Origin of the sequence: Actinoplanes sp. NPDC026623 (genome assembly GCF_040638275.1) — a bacterium.
Classification (GTDB): domain Bacteria; phylum Actinomycetota; class Actinomycetes; order Mycobacteriales; family Micromonosporaceae; genus Actinoplanes.
In genome coordinates, this window is the sequence record NZ_JBEZXZ010000220.1 from 1 (window position 1) to 14,243 (window position 14,243).

Sequence of the window (14,243 nt, forward strand, 5' to 3'; positions counted from 1 at the left end):
ACCGCACCAACACCCAAAACCTGACCACCGCGGCACCCTGGACCTCGCCCTGGCTACCCGAGGGTTACGGGAAGGAGTTCTCGCCAGGGGCTTAGTCATCGTCGGAGACCCCGCCGGATTCGTTGACGACGTGTGGGCGCAGCGAGAGCCCGACCGCTGGGTGGCGCCAGGAGCGTAGTGCGTCGGTGGGGATAGCGCGTTATTGTGTAAGGCCGAAATGATCGGCGTAGGTGAGCTACTGCGGCGGGCGGTAGGAGTGTGCTTCTCATGGGCTGTCAAGTGGCCTACGTTGCGACCTCGGCCGAGCGCCTATTGCCATTCGGTGCTCGAGGTTTCGGGGTTAGCCGTGAATCATCGCGCACGGCGCGATGTCAATGTCCCCTGGTTGCCGCCGGCAAATGGCCTTGGAGTGACTGGCACGTTGCGCACTTGATTTTCTGTGGTCACACGGCTGGTCACAGCGGAGATCAACTTCTCCAGGATTGGACGAAATCGGGCGGCACGACAGTGTCGTTCTGTCCGCTTCTGCGCATGAATTAACACATGCTGGCAGTACTTAACCGAATTGTAATGCCTGGGGGTCAAGGGGTCGCAGGTTCAAATCCTGTCAGCCCGACCAGCATTTGAAGGCCGTTGACGAGGACGAAAGTCCTGGTCAGCGGTCTTTTTTATGGATGGACATCGTTCGGCCAAGATCACAATAGTGGATCTTGTGGTCACAGGCGTGGTCACTGTCATTGCGTGCGTGGTCACAGAGGAGGCCTCGGAAGTGGACATAGCGCCCCTCGATTGTGGGTCTTATGCCCCATATTTGAGCTTCGCGTCGACCGCACTTGACCGTTTCGTGCGGTGGAGGATAAGCGTCTGCTGCCCATAGGTGTCGGTCAGTGCGGGCCGTGCGCGGCGAACAATCCGAGACTTCGGCGAAGGCGGACGGTTTCGACGTCCTGCACGCACGGGGTCGGTGGGTATCTCGACGAATGGCGTGGCGCGTTGTCGGTGGCACGGCACCGCGTTGTCCTTGTGGCCAAACTGGCCACGCGCGTCCGGGTTACGCGATGATTATGAGCTGTTCAGGGGGACGTCCGGCCGCGTGTCGGCATCCGCGAAGGTGAACAGGGTCGACCGCGCCCGGTACCCGGTGCATCATCGGCTGGTGGAGCGCGCGCGGGCGGTGGCGTTGACCGAGGAAGTGTTGACCCGGTTGGTCGAGTCGCAGGACGAGTGGCCGTTGAGTCTGCTGTCCGAGGTGTACGTGTACGGCTGGTTCGCCAGGGGAGCCTGCAACCCGCGGACGTTGATCTCGACGTGGAGTTCGACGAACCCGACGAGCGTTGGATTCCACAGTGATCGGTTCGCTGAGCAACGGGCGTGACCCGCGAGTGGAGTTCCGGAAACGATTCGGAGGCCGCAAGCGTGGCGTCGAGTTCGCGTTCAACAACCGCGCGGACGCGGACTACGACATGACACTGCTGTGGCAGCGCGGCGAGGACCTGGAGAGCGGGCTGGCCCGCGTCCGGGCCATCAAAGCTGATCCGTCGGCAGGCCGGGCACGGCGGGGCGCGATGCTGCCGCAGTTCGAGGGACTGGACCGCTGGCTGCCGCGCCCTTACCGGGAAACGTTGAGCGCAACGATCAGCAGCGGGCTGATCACGCTGGAACGTCTGGTCCTGCCAGACGTTGACGTCGACCACCCCCTCGCCCGCGAGCACCTGCGCCGCCGGTGGAAGCCGGAAAGCCCGTTGTATCGATCGCGGCGCCACTCAGGCGTGGAGGTCGCGTCGGCGGTACCTGGCGGTCCCGGCAACGACGGTGATTGCTGCCGTCCCGGTCATGATCGCTGCGGCGTGCCAGTTCGGTGTGGTGGCTGGTACTGCGGCCAGGTGGGCGAAGGGTGACAGGCTGCGGATCCAGGCGGGTGCGTGAATGCTGTCGGCGATGACGAGCCAGAGGAAACCGCCGGCGCCCGGGAGTGCGCCGATTGCGGCGATGGCGCGGGGTGCCCAGCCGAGCGCGAGAGCCGCCGCACCGAGGCTGAGCAGCACGATCGGTGTGACGTTGAGGGCGCCGGCGAGGGCGTCGTTGAGGCTGAGGCCCGCGTCGACTGTGGCCGTGCCGGTCCAGACGGCGAGGCCGGCCACGGTGATCAGGATCAGCGCGGCGCCGGTGGCGACGGCTGCTTCAGCGGCCAGCAGTTTCGTCCGGGTGACGGGCGTGGCGAGGAGCAGGGTCAGCCGTCGGTGGTGCTCGTCCGCGGCGAGGGCGGCGAGTCGTGTGGCGACGAAGACCCCGACCGGTATGGCAAGCAACGCGAACAGGGTGGCCGTGTAGCCCTCGACCGAGCCGAGCGTGAAGCCGGCCTGGGCTGCCATCTGGGCGAATTGCGGGTTGGCGGTGAGGAAGTCGGTCATCGAGCGGGCGATCAGCCCGATGAGCAGGAAGTACGCGGCTGTACCGGCTGCCCATCCGGCGAGCGGGCGTAGGGTGCGGCCGATCGCGAAAGCGGCGATGGAGCCGAGGAGTGTTGTTCGTGCCGGTCGGGCGCCGGCCGCGGCGATGACCGCGCCGCCGAGGTCGCGGCGGGCCGCGAGCCGGGCGGTGAGGGCCAGCGCCAGCACGGCGGCGCACGCGAGTACGGACAGCGGCAGCCCATGGTCGGTGTCGAACGGGCGGGTCAGGGCCACGAGCCCGAACGGGGTGAGTCAGCGCATCCAGGCCAGAGTGGTGACGCCGTCGCCGACCATGCGGGCGAGCAGGCCCAGGAGCACGATGGCGGCCGCGGCGCCGTTGGCCGCCGAGCGGCTGCCGAACAGCTGTGCGGTGAGTCCGCCGACGGCGACGAAGAAGAACCCGACGCCGGCCAGGCCGGCGCCGTGCAGCAGGGAGCCGGTGACGCCCGCGCCGGCGGCGATCATCGCGGCCGCGGTGGCGGCGCCGGCGGCGAGGGGGACGACCGCGAGGACGCCGAGGTGGCCGCGGACCGCGTCGGGCAGGGTGGTGCGGCCGGACAGCAGCAGGTACCACCGTCCGGCGTCCTCCTCGCCGCGGGTGATTCTGGTGGCGGCCAGGCTCGACCACACGGCGAGGAGGACGGTCAGGAAGGCGCCGGTGCGCCATACCGTGAATCCGCCCGGGTCGTCGAGCGCGCCGGGCTCGCCGAACAGGGTGCGGATTGCGGGGTTGCGGGCCAGGGTCTCGAGCGCGGCGGGATCGAGGGCCTGGCTGTGGTACATGGTCACGACCAGCGCGGACATGCCGGCACAGAGCGCGGTGACGACCAGGGCGCCGCGGTAGATCTGCCGGGCCGCGAGGGCTGCCACGACACGGCTGGAACGTGCCCGCGTGGTGCCGGTGGCGGCTGAGGTGGTTGCCGTCGCGGTGCTCATCGGGCGTCCTGGCCGTAGTAGGCGAGGAAAATCTCCTCCAGGCTCGGCTCGCGCACCGCGATGGTCGCGACGTCGGCGTCGGCCAGGGCGCGCAGCGCCGCCACCGGTGAGCCGTCCAGGGTGAACCGCACGGCCGCGACGCCGTCGTGGTGCAGGCCGTCGATGCCAGGCACGCCGGTGAGGTCCGGTGGCGTGCCGGTGAAGGTGGCGGCCACCTCGGTGCGGTGCAGCCGGCGTAGGGCCGCGACGGAGGCCACCTCGGCCAGCTGGCCGGCGCGCAGGATGGCGACCCGGTCGCAGACGGCTTCGACCTCGGCGAGCTGGTGCGAGCTGAGGAACACCGTCTGCCCGTTGGCGCGGGCGGCCGTGACGGCGCGGCGGAACTCGAGTTCCATCAGCGGGTCCAGGCCGCTGGTCGGCTCGTCGAGCACCAGCAGCGGCGCGCGGGTGGCGAACGCGGCGATCAGGGCTACCTTCTGCCGGTTGCCGGTGGAGTAGGTCCCGGCCGGCTTGGTGACGTCGAGGGCGAACCGCTCGATGAGCTCGTCGCGGTAGGCGGTGTCGACGCCGGGGCCGATGCGTGCGAGCAGGTCGAGGACCTCGGCGCCGGTCATCCGGGGCCACAGCGCCACGTCCGCGGGCACGTGCGCGATCAGACGGTGCGCGGCGGCGATGTCCGCGGCGTCGATGTCGAAGATCCACGCCCGGCCGGAGGTGGGCCGGGCCAGGCCGAGCAGCAGCCGGATCGTGGTCGACTTCCCGGCGCCGTTGGGGCCGAGGAACCCGAACACCTCGCCCGCGGCGACCTGCAGGGTGAGGTCGTCGACGGCGAGCAGGCCCCCGTACCGCTTCGACAGATGTTGCGTGCGCAGGGCAGCTACGCCCATCGGAGCCTCCAGAATGCCGGCAGCACGATATGACTGCCGACCAGACTTCCCGGCGCACCTGCTGTGACCGTACTCCCGGCAGTCACGGCACGGAAGTCACCGGCGCCTTCGTTCGCCGAAAGGGCGGACTGCGGCGAGGGCTGGTCAGCGGTCGCGGTCGGTCTCGTACACGTCCGGGATACCGTCGCGGTCGGCATCGACGTTCTCGGCGGCGTGGATTTGCCGGTACACCCGGTTGCGTAGCCGCAGGACGACGCCGGCGATCAGAACGGCGATCACCGAGCCGGTCAGCACGGCGACCTTGACATGTTCCTCACGGGAGTTGCCAGCGCCGAAGGCGAGCTCGCCGATCAGCAGGGAGACGGTGAACCCGAGGCCGCCGAGCATGGCCAGTCCGACGACATCTGTCCAGCTCAGGCCCTCGTCGAGGCTGGCGCGGGTGAATCGCGCGACCAGCCAGGTGGCGGCGGTGATACCGATCGTCTTGCCGATCACGAGGCCGGCCATGATGCCGACCGCTACGGGGTCGGTCAGTGCGGTGCGCAGGCCGCTGAGGCCGCCGATGGCCACCCCTGCCGACAGCAGCGCGAACACCGGCACCGCGAACCCTGCCGACAGCGGCCGGAACCGGTGCTCGAAGTGCTCAGCCAATCCCGGGCCGGCGTCGGGGCCGCCGGCCTTCTCGCTGCGCAGGACTGGCACGGTGAAGGCGAGGAGCACCCCCGCGACGGTGGCGTGCACCCCCGACTGGTGCATCAGCGTCCACGTTGCTGCGGCCAACGGCAGCAGTAACCACCACGAACGGACCCGTCGCTGCACCAGCACACCGAATATCGCCAGTGGAACCAGCGCTCCCAGCAGCGGCAGCACCGACAAGTGTCCGGTGTAGAACACGGCGATGATCGCGATGGCGAGCAGATCGTCGACTACGGCCAGCGTCAGCAGGAAGGTCCGTAAGGCAACCGGCAGATACCGGCCGACGACCGCGAGCACGGCCAGGGCGAACGCGATGTCGGTCGCTGTCGGGATCGCCCAGCCACGCAGCGCGCCTTCGCCGGTACGCAGGTTGAGCACCGTGTAGATCAACGCCGGGACGATGACACCGCCGACAGCGGCGGCCACCGGGACCGCAGCGCGGCGCGGATCACGCAGGTCCCCGGCGACGAACTCGCGTTTGAGCTCCAGTCCGGCGACGAAGAAGAAGATCGCTAACAGGCCGTCAGCGGCCCAGGTCGCCACACTCAAGTCGAGGTGCCAGGCCGCCGGCCCGATCTTCCAGTCGCGCAGCGCCTCGTACGCCGGCGCCCACGGCGAGTTCGCCCACACCATCGCCAGCAGCGCCGCGGCCAACAACAGCGCCCCGCCGATGGTCTCCTGCCGCAACACTGCGGCGATGCGGCGCGTCTCCAACCATGAGCCACGGCGGAACAGGGATGTGCGGAAGTCGTTGCTCACTGGTGCTGCTCACTCTCAGGGGGTCGGGCCAGCCACTGCCGACCAGACTTCCCGGCGCACCTGAGCTCAGCCTAGCCGAGCACGATGTCCGTGCGGCTTGCCCACGTGGGGAACTACCGGCGACGGCTGAGTGGTCAGCGCGTAGCACCAACGGCATGGTCATGTTCGACCTGACCTCGCTGTACGGGGGCGACGTGAGTCCAGAGCAACGGATGAGCCTCCGCCGCTGCGCCGCAGGTTTCGGCGTTCGCCGAGAGCTGGCAGGCGCAGCTGTTCTCGGCCTGATCGCCGAGCCCGTCGTGATCACCATCGCGGTGGCCGGCCTGACCGGCGTCCGGTTCCCCCGCGGGTTCATGTTCGCCGCCCAGATCGTCTACACCCTCGGCGTCATCTTCGCCTACTGGCTGTTCTACGCGGCCATGTTCGACATCGGTGCGCTGTGCCCGTGGTGTCTGCTGGTCACGCTCTCCACCACGCTGGTCTTCGCCACCCTCACCCACGTGAACGTCCGCGAGGACAACCTGTTCCTGCCGGCGCGGATCCAGCGGGCCGCCGCCCGCTTCATCGACGCCGATCTCGACGTCCTCGTCGTGACGATCTGGGTGCTCAGTATCGTCCTGACCGTCACGACGAGGTACGGCAGCGCCCTGTTCGGCTGAGGCCAGGCATCGGTCGGAATGCCGGGTCCGGTTCGTTGTCGTACCCACACCGACCTGTCCGGCGAACTGCCCGCCCGGCGCGGGTCATGGGTGGGTGGGAGCTGCGGTGGTGTAGCGGTCGGTGTCGTAGGTGTCGGCGCGACCGGTGGAGCAGAAGTGGAACGTTCCTGCCACAGTGTCGCGGTGGGCCGCGGCGGTGTCTGGTTCGACGGACATGCCGGCGGCGCCGACGAGGATCTGGTGGCCATCGACGGTGGCCCGCACGCCTTTGCCGGTGGTCGAGTCGAACCTGGTCGCCGCCGGCAGGGTCAGGCCGCGCTCGTGGGCGCCGGCGAGGATCGCCGCGGCGAGTGGGTGCTCGCTGTCGGTCTCGGCGGCGGCGACCAGGGCCAGTGGTGGCGTCAACGGTGCGGCACACGTAGACCTGCTAGCAGATGCCGGTGCTGCGGTCGGGCAGCAGCACCGTGACGGCGGTGCCCGTAGGCGGGTGGGTGCAGGTGGGCGCCGTGGGGCCGTCGCCTCTCATCGGGTGGTGTGCTGTGTCTTCGAGCAGATCAGCAACTGTCCGCCGTAGCCGCGCACGATGGTGTCGACCAGGGCAAGGCCGAGGCCGGCGCCGGGGGTGGTGCGGGCGGTGTCGGCGCGGGTGAAGCGTTCAGTGGCGTACGGCAGGAAGCCGGGGTCGATGCCGGGTCCGTCGTCGTGCACGACGACGCGGACCGCACCATCGACGGTGTCGACGCGCACGGTGATCGGGCCGCCGCCGTGCCGGACCGCGTTGTCGAGCAGGTTGGTCAGGATCTGTCCGAGCGCGGCGGCGTTGCCGTGGACCAGCAGGCCGGGTGCGACCTGCAGGTGCAGCGGCCGGTCGGTGGTGGGGCGGTATCGGTTGGTCAGTGTGGTGAGCAGTTCGGTGACGTCGATGCTGGTGTCCGCGCGGCGGGCCGGGTCTGCGGGGGTGCCAGCCCGCAGCAGGGTGTCGGCGAGGTTGATGAGGTCCTGGGTGTCGGCGGCGGCGCGCCGCACGACCTCTTCGAGTTCGGTGGTGCTGCGGGTGCGGCGCAGCGCCAGTTCCAGTTCGGCCGACAGCAGGGTCAGCGGGTTGCGCAGTTCGTGGCTGGCGTCGGCCACGAAGCGGCGTTCGCGTTCCAGCGCGGTCTCGAGTGCGGTGAGCATGTCGTTGAGGGTCCGGCCGAGGCGGGCGACCTCGTCGTGGGATTCGGGTGGAACGGGTAGGCGCACGCCGGTCGCGCCGCCGGCGATCTGCGCGGCTTGGGTGCGGTACCGCTCGACGGGTACGAGCGCGGCGCGGGCGAGGCGGTAGCCGACGAGGGATGCGACGGTGAGGGCGGCGAGTTGTGCCAGGGCGAGTTGGCCGATCAGTTCCCGCAGGGCCTCGTCGCGTTGGTCACGGCGGACGGCGACGAGCGCGACCGCGGGCCCGGTCGCCGGTGCGGCGCCCGGGTGCAGGGGCACGGCGAGGATCCGCAGCGGCCGGTCACTGATCGGCAGCAGTGCTCCGCGGTCCTCGTGTAAGGGCGCCCGCAGCGCGGTGCGGAGTTCACCCGGTCGCAGCAGGGACGTTCCGGACAGCCCGGGTGCTGAGGCGAGTACCCGGTTGCCGGTGTCGAGGAGCTGGTAGTACTGGCCGTGCGGCAGCAAGGGGTCCCCGTGAAGGTCGGCCGAGGTGGTGGCCCCGGCACGTAGCTGGGCGGCCTGGGCGGCGAGGTCTTGGTTCAGGCTCAGGTCAAGGGCGTACTGCACCCGCAGGTAGACGAAGGCCCCGGCGGCGGTGAGCACCAGCAGCATCGCGGCGGCGAATCCGGCTACCAGCCGGATCCGCAGTGGTAGACGTCCCCACACGGCGGTGACCCGACGCCGTAGGGCGGTGAGGGTGGGCATGTCAGCCGCCGCCGGGGTCGAGTCGGTATCCGGTGCCCAGGGAACTGGTGCAGCACCTCGCCCAGCTGCTCGCCGCGGAATGTGGTCGTTCAAGATCAGGTGACGGGTTAGTTCGGGTTCCGGCTGGAGATGGCCGCGACCACGGCGGGATCCGGATGCAGGTGCGACGTACCGGCTTCGTTACGGAGAAGGCCGCGAAGACCGAGTACGGCCGGTTCTGCCGGCAACGGGACGCGCGGCAGCCGAAACCACGGCTGAGCGACACGGTTCAGGACATCTGCGAGGGCTGGTTGCTTGCCCGCGAGCAGGAACTTGAGCCCAACACGATGTACAACTACACGTTGTCTGAATAGCCGAGGCTGGGCGCGCCAACGCCTGCCCGAGATCATGGCACCGTTCGGCACGGAAATCCGCTGACTTCCATCGCCCGCCACCGCCGCGACGCTGCAGCGCTCGGCAGCCGCCCGATCGGGCGGTTGCTGTGGCACACCTGCTCCCAGACCAGACTGTCAGCTGGCGTCAACGCGTTCACCAACGCCTGGTTCGTCGGCCGCGGCGTCGGCACGGACGCGATGAGCGCCGTCAACCTGGACACCCCGTCCTGTTCGTACGATCGCAGCTGGCCGCCGCAGCGAGACAAATCGAATCTGCTCTGCGGGCTTGACTATGACGCCGCGTCAACCCTCCATGCTGGCCGTCATGAGCATCCCCCCGGCAACCAATCAGGCCCAGGGACCTGCGATCCGCGTGCAGGGCCTGGAGAAGTCGTACAAGGAGCTGCGGGTGCTGCGCGGCGTGGACCTCGACGTGGCGCGGGGCAGTATCTTCGCCCTGCTCGGCTCGAACGGCGCGGGCAAGACCACGGTGGTGAAGATCCTGTCCACCCTGCTCAAGGCCGATGCAGGGACTGCCGGCGTCAACGGCTTCGATGTCGCGACGCAGGCCGCAGACGTGCGCGAGTCCATCAGTCTCACCGGGCAGTTCGCGGCGGTCGACGAGATCCTCAGCGGGCGGGAGAACCTCGTCCTGGTCGCCAGGCTGAGGCACCTCAAGAACCCGGGCGCGATCGCGGACGACCTGCTGAGGCGCTTCTCCCTGACCGAGGCGGGCGGCCGGAGGGCGGCCACGTACTCCGGCGGCATGCGCCGTCGACTGGACATCGCGATGAGTCTCATCGGGAATCCGCCGGTCATCTTCCTCGACGAGCCGACGACCGGGCTGGACCCGGAGGCGCGCATCGAGGTGTGGCAGGCCGTCAGGGAGCTCGCCGAGGGCGGCACGACCGTGCTGCTCACCACTCAGCACCTGGACGAGGCGGAACAGCTCGCCGACCGGATCGCGATCCTGCACCACGGCCGGATCATCGTCAACGGCACCCTGGCCGAGCTCAAACGGCTGCTGCCGCCCGCCAAGGTCGAATACGTCGAGAAGCAGCCCTCCCTCGAAGACGTCTTCCTCGCGGTCGTCGGCGGCGCCGGCGAAGACGACCAGGACGCTGACAAGGGCAGCCAAGACCGCAGCACCACGTCGAACAAGAAGTAGGGGAAACAGCAATGGCCACGCACTTTCTGGGCGACACCGCCGTCCTCACCGGGCGGACCCTGCGTCACGTCACCCGCAGCCTGGACACCATCATCACGACCGCGGTCACACCGATCGCCATGATGCTGCTGTTCGTCTACGTGTTCGGCGGCGCGATCGACACCGGGTCGGTCTCGTATGTGAATTACATGCTTCCCGGCATCCTGCTCATCACCATCGCGTCGGGCGTCTCCTACACCGCATTCCGGCTTTTCATGGACATGCAGAGCGGGATCTTCGAGCGATTCCAGTCCATGCCGATCGCCCGGTCGGGGGTGCTGTGGGCGCACGTGCTGACCTCGGTGGTCGCCAATATGATCTCGCTCGCGATCGTGGTCGGCGTCGCCCTGCTCATGGGCTTCCGATCGGGCGCCGGAGTGCTGGCCTGGCTCGCGGTCGCCGGCATCCTCATCCTGTTCACCCTGGCGCTGACCTGGATGGCCGTCATCCCCGGCCTCACCGCGAAGAGCGTGGACGGCGCGGCCGCGTTCTCCTATCCGCTCATCTTCCTGCCGTTCATCAGCTCGGCCTTCGTGCTCACCGCCACCATGCCCGGCCCGGTGCGCGCTTTCGCCGAACACCAGCCGGTGACCTCCATCGTCAACACGATCCGCGACCTGCTCACCCAGCAGCCGGTCGGCACCGACGTCTGGATAGCCCTCGCCTGGTGCGTCGGCCTCCTCATCGTTGCCTACGTCTTCGCCGACATGGTCTACCGTCGCAGGATCTCCTGACCGGCGTCATTCAACGAACTTGCATGGTTTTCCGCCGCGGGTGGGCTCGGCGGGTCCGGCGGGTTGAGGGCAGGATCAGAGCATGCTGACGATCGGTCAACTGGCGGCGTACGCCGGGGTCACGGTGCGGGCGGTGCGCCACTATCACCAGATCGGACTCCTACCCGAGCCGGAGCGGGACGCTTCGGGTTACCGGCGATACGGCGCAACGGCAGTGGTGTCCCTCATCAAGATCCGCACCCTCGCCAACGCCGGCGTGCCGCTGAATCGGATCGGTCAAATGCTCGAAGCCGACGCCTCCACCTTCACCGCAGCGGTCCAACGGATCGACAGCCAGCTGCGCGACGAGATCGAACGGCTGGAGACCAGCCGCAAGCAGATCGCGCAGCTGGTTGCCGGAGACAGTCTGGCGCTCCCGCCGGAGGTGATCTCCTATCTCGACCGGCTTCGGGAGATCGGGGCGTCAGAGCGGATGGTGCAGGGTGAGCGGGACGGGTGGATCCTGGTGGCGGCTCGCTGGCCCGACCGCGTCCGCGAGTGGATGCCCGGCAAGCTCGCGCAGCTCGAGGACCCGCGACTCGTCCGGCTCTATCGGGTCCTGTCGGAGCTCATCGAAGGCGACACCGCCGACGACCCGCGCCTGGAGGAAGCCGCCGACATCATGGCCGAACTGGCTGAACAGGCATACACCTCCGGCGAAAACAATCCCGGCGAGGCGGAGCACGATGATCTACCGTTTGACCTTCTGGACGCACTTGCCGACGAGACCGACCCGCGGGCGGAACGGATGCGGGACCTGATGCGCGAGCGTGGCTGGTCCGGTTGGAACCGGATGGAGCGGCTTGGGTAATCGCCCGACTAACCCTCGCGGCGTTGCTTCACACCTGGACGTCTCCGGCACAGGCGGACCGTGGTCTGGCACTGGGCGGTTCCCGACGGCTGGAGTTCCCGCCCGAGATCCGGAAGATCATCTACACGCCCAACGCGATCGAGTCGCTGAACTTCCAGATCCGCAATACTGTCAAGAACCGCAGCCATTTCCCGACCGACGATGCCGTGACCAAGCTGATCTGGCTCGCGATCTGCGACATCGAGGACAAACGCGCCCGCGCCCGCGAAGCTGACCGTGGCCAGCCGGCCGGCAAGCGCACCGCTCCGCCTCGCCTGGTCGAAGGCGCCACCACCCAAGGGCGGAAAGCAGCCCTTCGGCGCGTTTGATATCGCTTTCCCGGGCCGCATTCGTAGTATTAAGAACTAGCAGGGTAAACAGGACAGTTACACAGGCGTCCTGGCAGGCTCCATCTGCGCCGTTCGACATCCATGCCCGCACAACGTCATCCCGCGATCAAGAAGACCCAGGTCAAGACCCCAAAGCGGCGAAACCGACGTTAAACGCGAAGCTGAGAGGTACGCGGCATCTCGCTACGGCGTTTCGCCTTCCTGGTCTTGGGTGAGTTGGACCAGGACTTCGGCCGCATCGCGTGAGCCGTTGGCGGCGAGACGGCGTAGTTCCTCGAAGTCGTCCTTCTCTGCCGCGAGTTGGACAAGCTGTTCGACGGCGTCGGTGCTGCTGGCGTCGGCGAGACGACGAAACTCGGTCATGTCGCCCAGCTCGCCGCCCAGCTCGCCGCCCAGCTCGCCGAGCTGATCGACGGCGTCGCGGTCGCCTTCGGACGCACGTGCTCGAAGCCCCCGCCGATCATCGTCGGACATATCGGGAATCTTGCGTTGAGGCAGTCATAGTCCGCCGGACGGCAGGAACATAAGAGTCATCGCCAGCCGGCCGGATGGTCAAGCCGTGCCCGAGGCGAGTCTCGGTGGTGCGGTACGGGTTGGCGACGACCACGGCACCGAGCAGGAGCAGCCCACCGGTGGTATCGGTGCGCAGGATATCGGCGATGCGGCTGGCCTCGGGCCAGGTTCCACGGCCGAACAGCCGGGCCGGGTCCTGGTCTGCGCGAGGCCTCCGCTGGGTCGGCGAATACATCGCCGATCAGGCTTCCCGGCACACCGCTGCACGCGTTGTGGCATCGGTCGTCCGGCGCCGGTGTGCAGACCGCGGCGGCTGTCACCGTTGCGGCGCTCCGGCCATCGGCGTGCCGGCCTCATGAGCTCGCGGGTGATGCCCCGCAGCCCGGCGGTGAGTCAGCCGACGTGGATGTGGGGGCGGCGGTGGCGGTCGGGTTCGGCCTGGCGCAGCATCTCGCGGGTGACGGGGGCGACCTCGCCCTGGCCGAAGATCAGATAGCGCAGGAAGTTGGCGGCCGGGTTGCCCTCGGTCCACTCGAAGTAGATGTGGGGGCGCCGTTTGGTCGTGTCGCGGATGTAGAGGAGCAGGGCGGCGATGGCGCTGGGTACCGAGGAGCTCTGTACGGACAGGATGCGGTAGCGGTGGTGCAGCACCTCGCCTTTGAGGTGTAGTTCCGTTTCGAAGTCCGAGGCGTCGGTGACGGTGACCTCGACGAAGATGATGTCCTTGTCGTCGGCCATGTCGTTGTCGGCGAGCATCTGGGCGATCTTGGCGCTGTATTCGCGGGCGTCGCGGTTGTCCGGTTCGTTGGCGACGAGCGTGATCTTGCGCCGGCCGCATTCGCGCAGGAAGGTCTGCGCGACGGGGTCCGCCTCGAAGTGGGTGACGCGGAGCTCGAAGGCCCGGTAGAGGCGCGAGAGCAGCGAGACGAGCAGGATGCCGGCGATGAAACAGGCGGCGATCTTGACGCCGTCGGGGCGTTCCACGACGTTCGCGATCGTCGTGTAGGTGAAGATCAGCGCGATTATCGCGAAGGCGACGGTCCGTCCGTGCTGGCGCCTGCGGCGTGCGGAGAGGGTGACCGCGGTGGCCGCGGAGGTGATGAGTACGAGGACGCCGGTGGCGTAGGCGCCGCCCTGTGCGTCGACGTCGGCGTCGAAGATGACCGTGATCAGGAACGCGGTGCCGGTGAAGACCAGGACCATCGGGCGTACGGCGCGGGCCCAGGACGGTGCCATGCCGAACCTGGGCAGGTAGCGGGGGACCAGGTTGAGTAGGCCGGCCATCGCCGAGGCGCCGGCGAACCAGAGGATCGCGATGGTCGACAGGTCGTAGGCGGTGCCGAAGGCGTTGCCGAGGTTCTGGTGGGCGAGGTAGGCCAGGGCCCGGCCGTTGGCCTCGCCGCCGGGTTCGAAGGCCTGTTGCGGGATGAGCACGGTGGTGACGATGCTGCTGGTGATCAGGAAGACGCTCATGATTCCGGCGGCGGTGGTGAGCAGCCTTTTGGCGCCGCGGATCCGCCCGGCGGGGTTTGTCGGGGTGTCGTCGGGGTCGCCCTTGACGTGCGGCATGACGGCGACACCGGTTTCGAAGCCGGAGAGTCCCAGCGCGAGCTTCGGGAAGACGAGCAGGGCGATCCCGACCATGACCAGGGGATTTCCGTGTTGCGTGGTCAGCGCCGTCGTCCAGTCCCCGACCTGACCGGGGTGGGTGATCACCTGGATCAGGCCGTCGCCGATGACGATGATGTTGAGCGTCAGGTAGATGCCGACGAGGCCGACGGCGATGCCGATGGCCTCGGTGAAGCCCTTCAGGAAGACGCTGCCCAGCAGCGCGACGAGCACGAGCGTGACGATGACCTCGTGGCCCTTGAACGAGGAGGGCCAGAA

At 68.5% G+C, this 14,243-nt stretch carries 14 protein-coding genes and 1 pseudogene; 7 read left to right on the forward strand and 8 right to left on the reverse strand.

The features are described 5' to 3' along the window. Positions 1-1,156: 1,156 nt before the first annotated feature. Positions 1,157-1,375 carry a hypothetical protein gene (locus AB0F10_RS38475; RefSeq protein ID WP_360637157.1) on the forward strand — a complete coding sequence of 73 codons (219 nt, stop codon included), beginning with the start codon at positions 1,157-1,159 and terminating at the stop codon, positions 1,373-1,375. A 388-nt stretch (positions 1,376-1,763) separates the two neighbouring features. Here AB0F10_RS38475 and AB0F10_RS38480 read toward each other — a convergent pair whose 3' ends face one another. The 4 genes from AB0F10_RS38480 to nhaA form a co-directional block, all read right to left on the reverse strand. Then, complete coding sequence (locus AB0F10_RS38480) at positions 1,764-2,684, reverse strand: hypothetical protein (RefSeq protein WP_360637160.1); 921 nt, start codon at positions 2,682-2,684, stop codon at positions 1,764-1,766. 18 nt (positions 2,685-2,702) lie between these two features. Then, positions 2,703-3,386: a hypothetical protein gene (locus AB0F10_RS38485; protein WP_360637163.1), complete on the reverse strand. Its 684-nt coding sequence runs from the start codon at positions 3,384-3,386 to the stop codon at positions 2,703-2,705. Then, complete coding sequence (locus tag AB0F10_RS38490) at positions 3,383-4,273, reverse strand: ABC transporter ATP-binding protein (protein WP_360637166.1); 891 nt, start codon at positions 4,271-4,273, stop codon at positions 3,383-3,385. Before AB0F10_RS38490 ends, AB0F10_RS38485 begins: the two co-directional genes overlap by 4 nt. Before the next feature lie 144 nt (positions 4,274-4,417). Further along, the gene (gene nhaA / locus AB0F10_RS38495) at positions 4,418-5,728 is read right to left on the reverse strand and encodes a Na+/H+ antiporter NhaA (RefSeq protein WP_360637169.1); all 1,311 of its coding nucleotides are present in this window, start codon (positions 5,726-5,728) and stop codon (positions 4,418-4,420) included. A gap of 155 nt (positions 5,729-5,883) precedes the next feature. Here nhaA and AB0F10_RS38500 point away from each other — a divergent pair, with 155 nt between their 5' ends. Next, positions 5,884-6,387, forward strand: coding sequence for a vitamin K epoxide reductase family protein (locus tag AB0F10_RS38500; RefSeq protein ID WP_360637172.1), 504 nt, complete (start codon positions 5,884-5,886; stop codon positions 6,385-6,387). Between the two features lie 84 nt (positions 6,388-6,471). On the opposite strand, the gene AB0F10_RS38505 is transcribed toward AB0F10_RS38500, so the two are convergent. Both AB0F10_RS38505 and AB0F10_RS38510 read right to left on the reverse strand, forming a co-directional pair. Further along, positions 6,472-6,792 carry a hypothetical protein gene (locus tag AB0F10_RS38505; RefSeq protein WP_360637175.1) on the reverse strand — a complete coding sequence of 107 codons (321 nt, stop codon included), beginning with the start codon at positions 6,790-6,792 and terminating at the stop codon, positions 6,472-6,474. Positions 6,793-6,909: 117 nt separating this feature from the next. After that, positions 6,910-8,289: a HAMP domain-containing sensor histidine kinase gene (locus AB0F10_RS38510; protein ID WP_360637178.1), complete on the reverse strand. Its 1,380-nt coding sequence runs from the start codon at positions 8,287-8,289 to the stop codon at positions 6,910-6,912. Positions 8,290-8,444: 155 nt separating this feature from the next. On the opposite strand from AB0F10_RS38510, the gene AB0F10_RS38515 reads away from it, so the two are divergent. The 5 genes and pseudogenes from AB0F10_RS38515 to AB0F10_RS38535 form a co-directional block, all read left to right on the forward strand. Further along, entirely contained in the window at positions 8,445-8,642 is a 198-nt protein-coding gene (locus tag AB0F10_RS38515) for a hypothetical protein (RefSeq protein WP_360637181.1), read from the forward strand. Positions 8,643-8,988: 346 nt separating this feature from the next. Continuing rightward, positions 8,989-9,831: an ATP-binding cassette domain-containing protein gene (locus AB0F10_RS38520; protein ID WP_360637184.1), complete on the forward strand. Its 843-nt coding sequence runs from the start codon at positions 8,989-8,991 to the stop codon at positions 9,829-9,831. Between the two features lie 11 nt (positions 9,832-9,842). Then, the gene (locus tag AB0F10_RS38525; protein ID WP_360637187.1) at positions 9,843-10,604 is read left to right on the forward strand and encodes an ABC transporter permease; all 762 of its coding nucleotides are present in this window, start codon (positions 9,843-9,845) and stop codon (positions 10,602-10,604) included. A gap of 82 nt (positions 10,605-10,686) precedes the next feature. Continuing rightward, entirely contained in the window at positions 10,687-11,454 is a 768-nt protein-coding gene (locus tag AB0F10_RS38530; protein ID WP_360637190.1) for a MerR family transcriptional regulator, read from the forward strand. 89 nt (positions 11,455-11,543) lie between these two features. Continuing rightward, positions 11,544-11,822, forward strand: a pseudogene (locus tag AB0F10_RS38535) (transposase); the annotation flags it as partial. Between the two features lie 204 nt (positions 11,823-12,026). On the opposite strand, the gene AB0F10_RS38540 reads toward AB0F10_RS38535, so the two are convergent. Both AB0F10_RS38540 and AB0F10_RS38545 read right to left on the reverse strand, forming a co-directional pair. After that, positions 12,027-12,317, reverse strand: a complete 291-nt coding sequence (locus tag AB0F10_RS38540; protein WP_360637193.1) for a hypothetical protein — start codon at positions 12,315-12,317, stop codon at positions 12,027-12,029. Between the two features lie 432 nt (positions 12,318-12,749). Then, on the reverse strand, positions 12,750-14,243 hold a 1,494-nt coding region (locus AB0F10_RS38545; RefSeq protein ID WP_360637196.1), incomplete at its 5' end, for an amino acid transporter.

Coding starts and splice junctions, on each gene's coding strand:
- AB0F10_RS38520 (WP_360637184.1), top strand. CDS start 8,989: ATGAGCATCCCCCCGGCAACCAATCAGGCCCAGGGACCTGCGATCCGC.
- AB0F10_RS38530 (WP_360637190.1), top strand. CDS start 10,687: ATGCTGACGATCGGTCAACTGGCGGCGTACGCCGGGGTCACGGTGCGG.
- AB0F10_RS38500 (WP_360637172.1), top strand. CDS start 5,884: ATGGTCATGTTCGACCTGACCTCGCTGTACGGGGGCGACGTGAGTCCA.
- AB0F10_RS38510 (WP_360637178.1), bottom strand. CDS start 8,289: ATGCCCACCCTCACCGCCCTACGGCGTCGGGTCACCGCCGTGTGGGGA.
- AB0F10_RS38540 (WP_360637193.1), bottom strand. CDS start 12,317: ATGTCCGACGATGATCGGCGGGGGCTTCGAGCACGTGCGTCCGAAGGC.
- AB0F10_RS38490 (WP_360637166.1), bottom strand. CDS start 4,273: ATGGGCGTAGCTGCCCTGCGCACGCAACATCTGTCGAAGCGGTACGGG.
- AB0F10_RS38525 (WP_360637187.1), top strand. CDS start 9,843: ATGGCCACGCACTTTCTGGGCGACACCGCCGTCCTCACCGGGCGGACC.
- AB0F10_RS38515 (WP_360637181.1), top strand. CDS start 8,445: ATGCAGGTGCGACGTACCGGCTTCGTTACGGAGAAGGCCGCGAAGACC.
- AB0F10_RS38485 (WP_360637163.1), bottom strand. CDS start 3,386: ATGAGCACCGCGACGGCAACCACCTCAGCCGCCACCGGCACCACGCGG.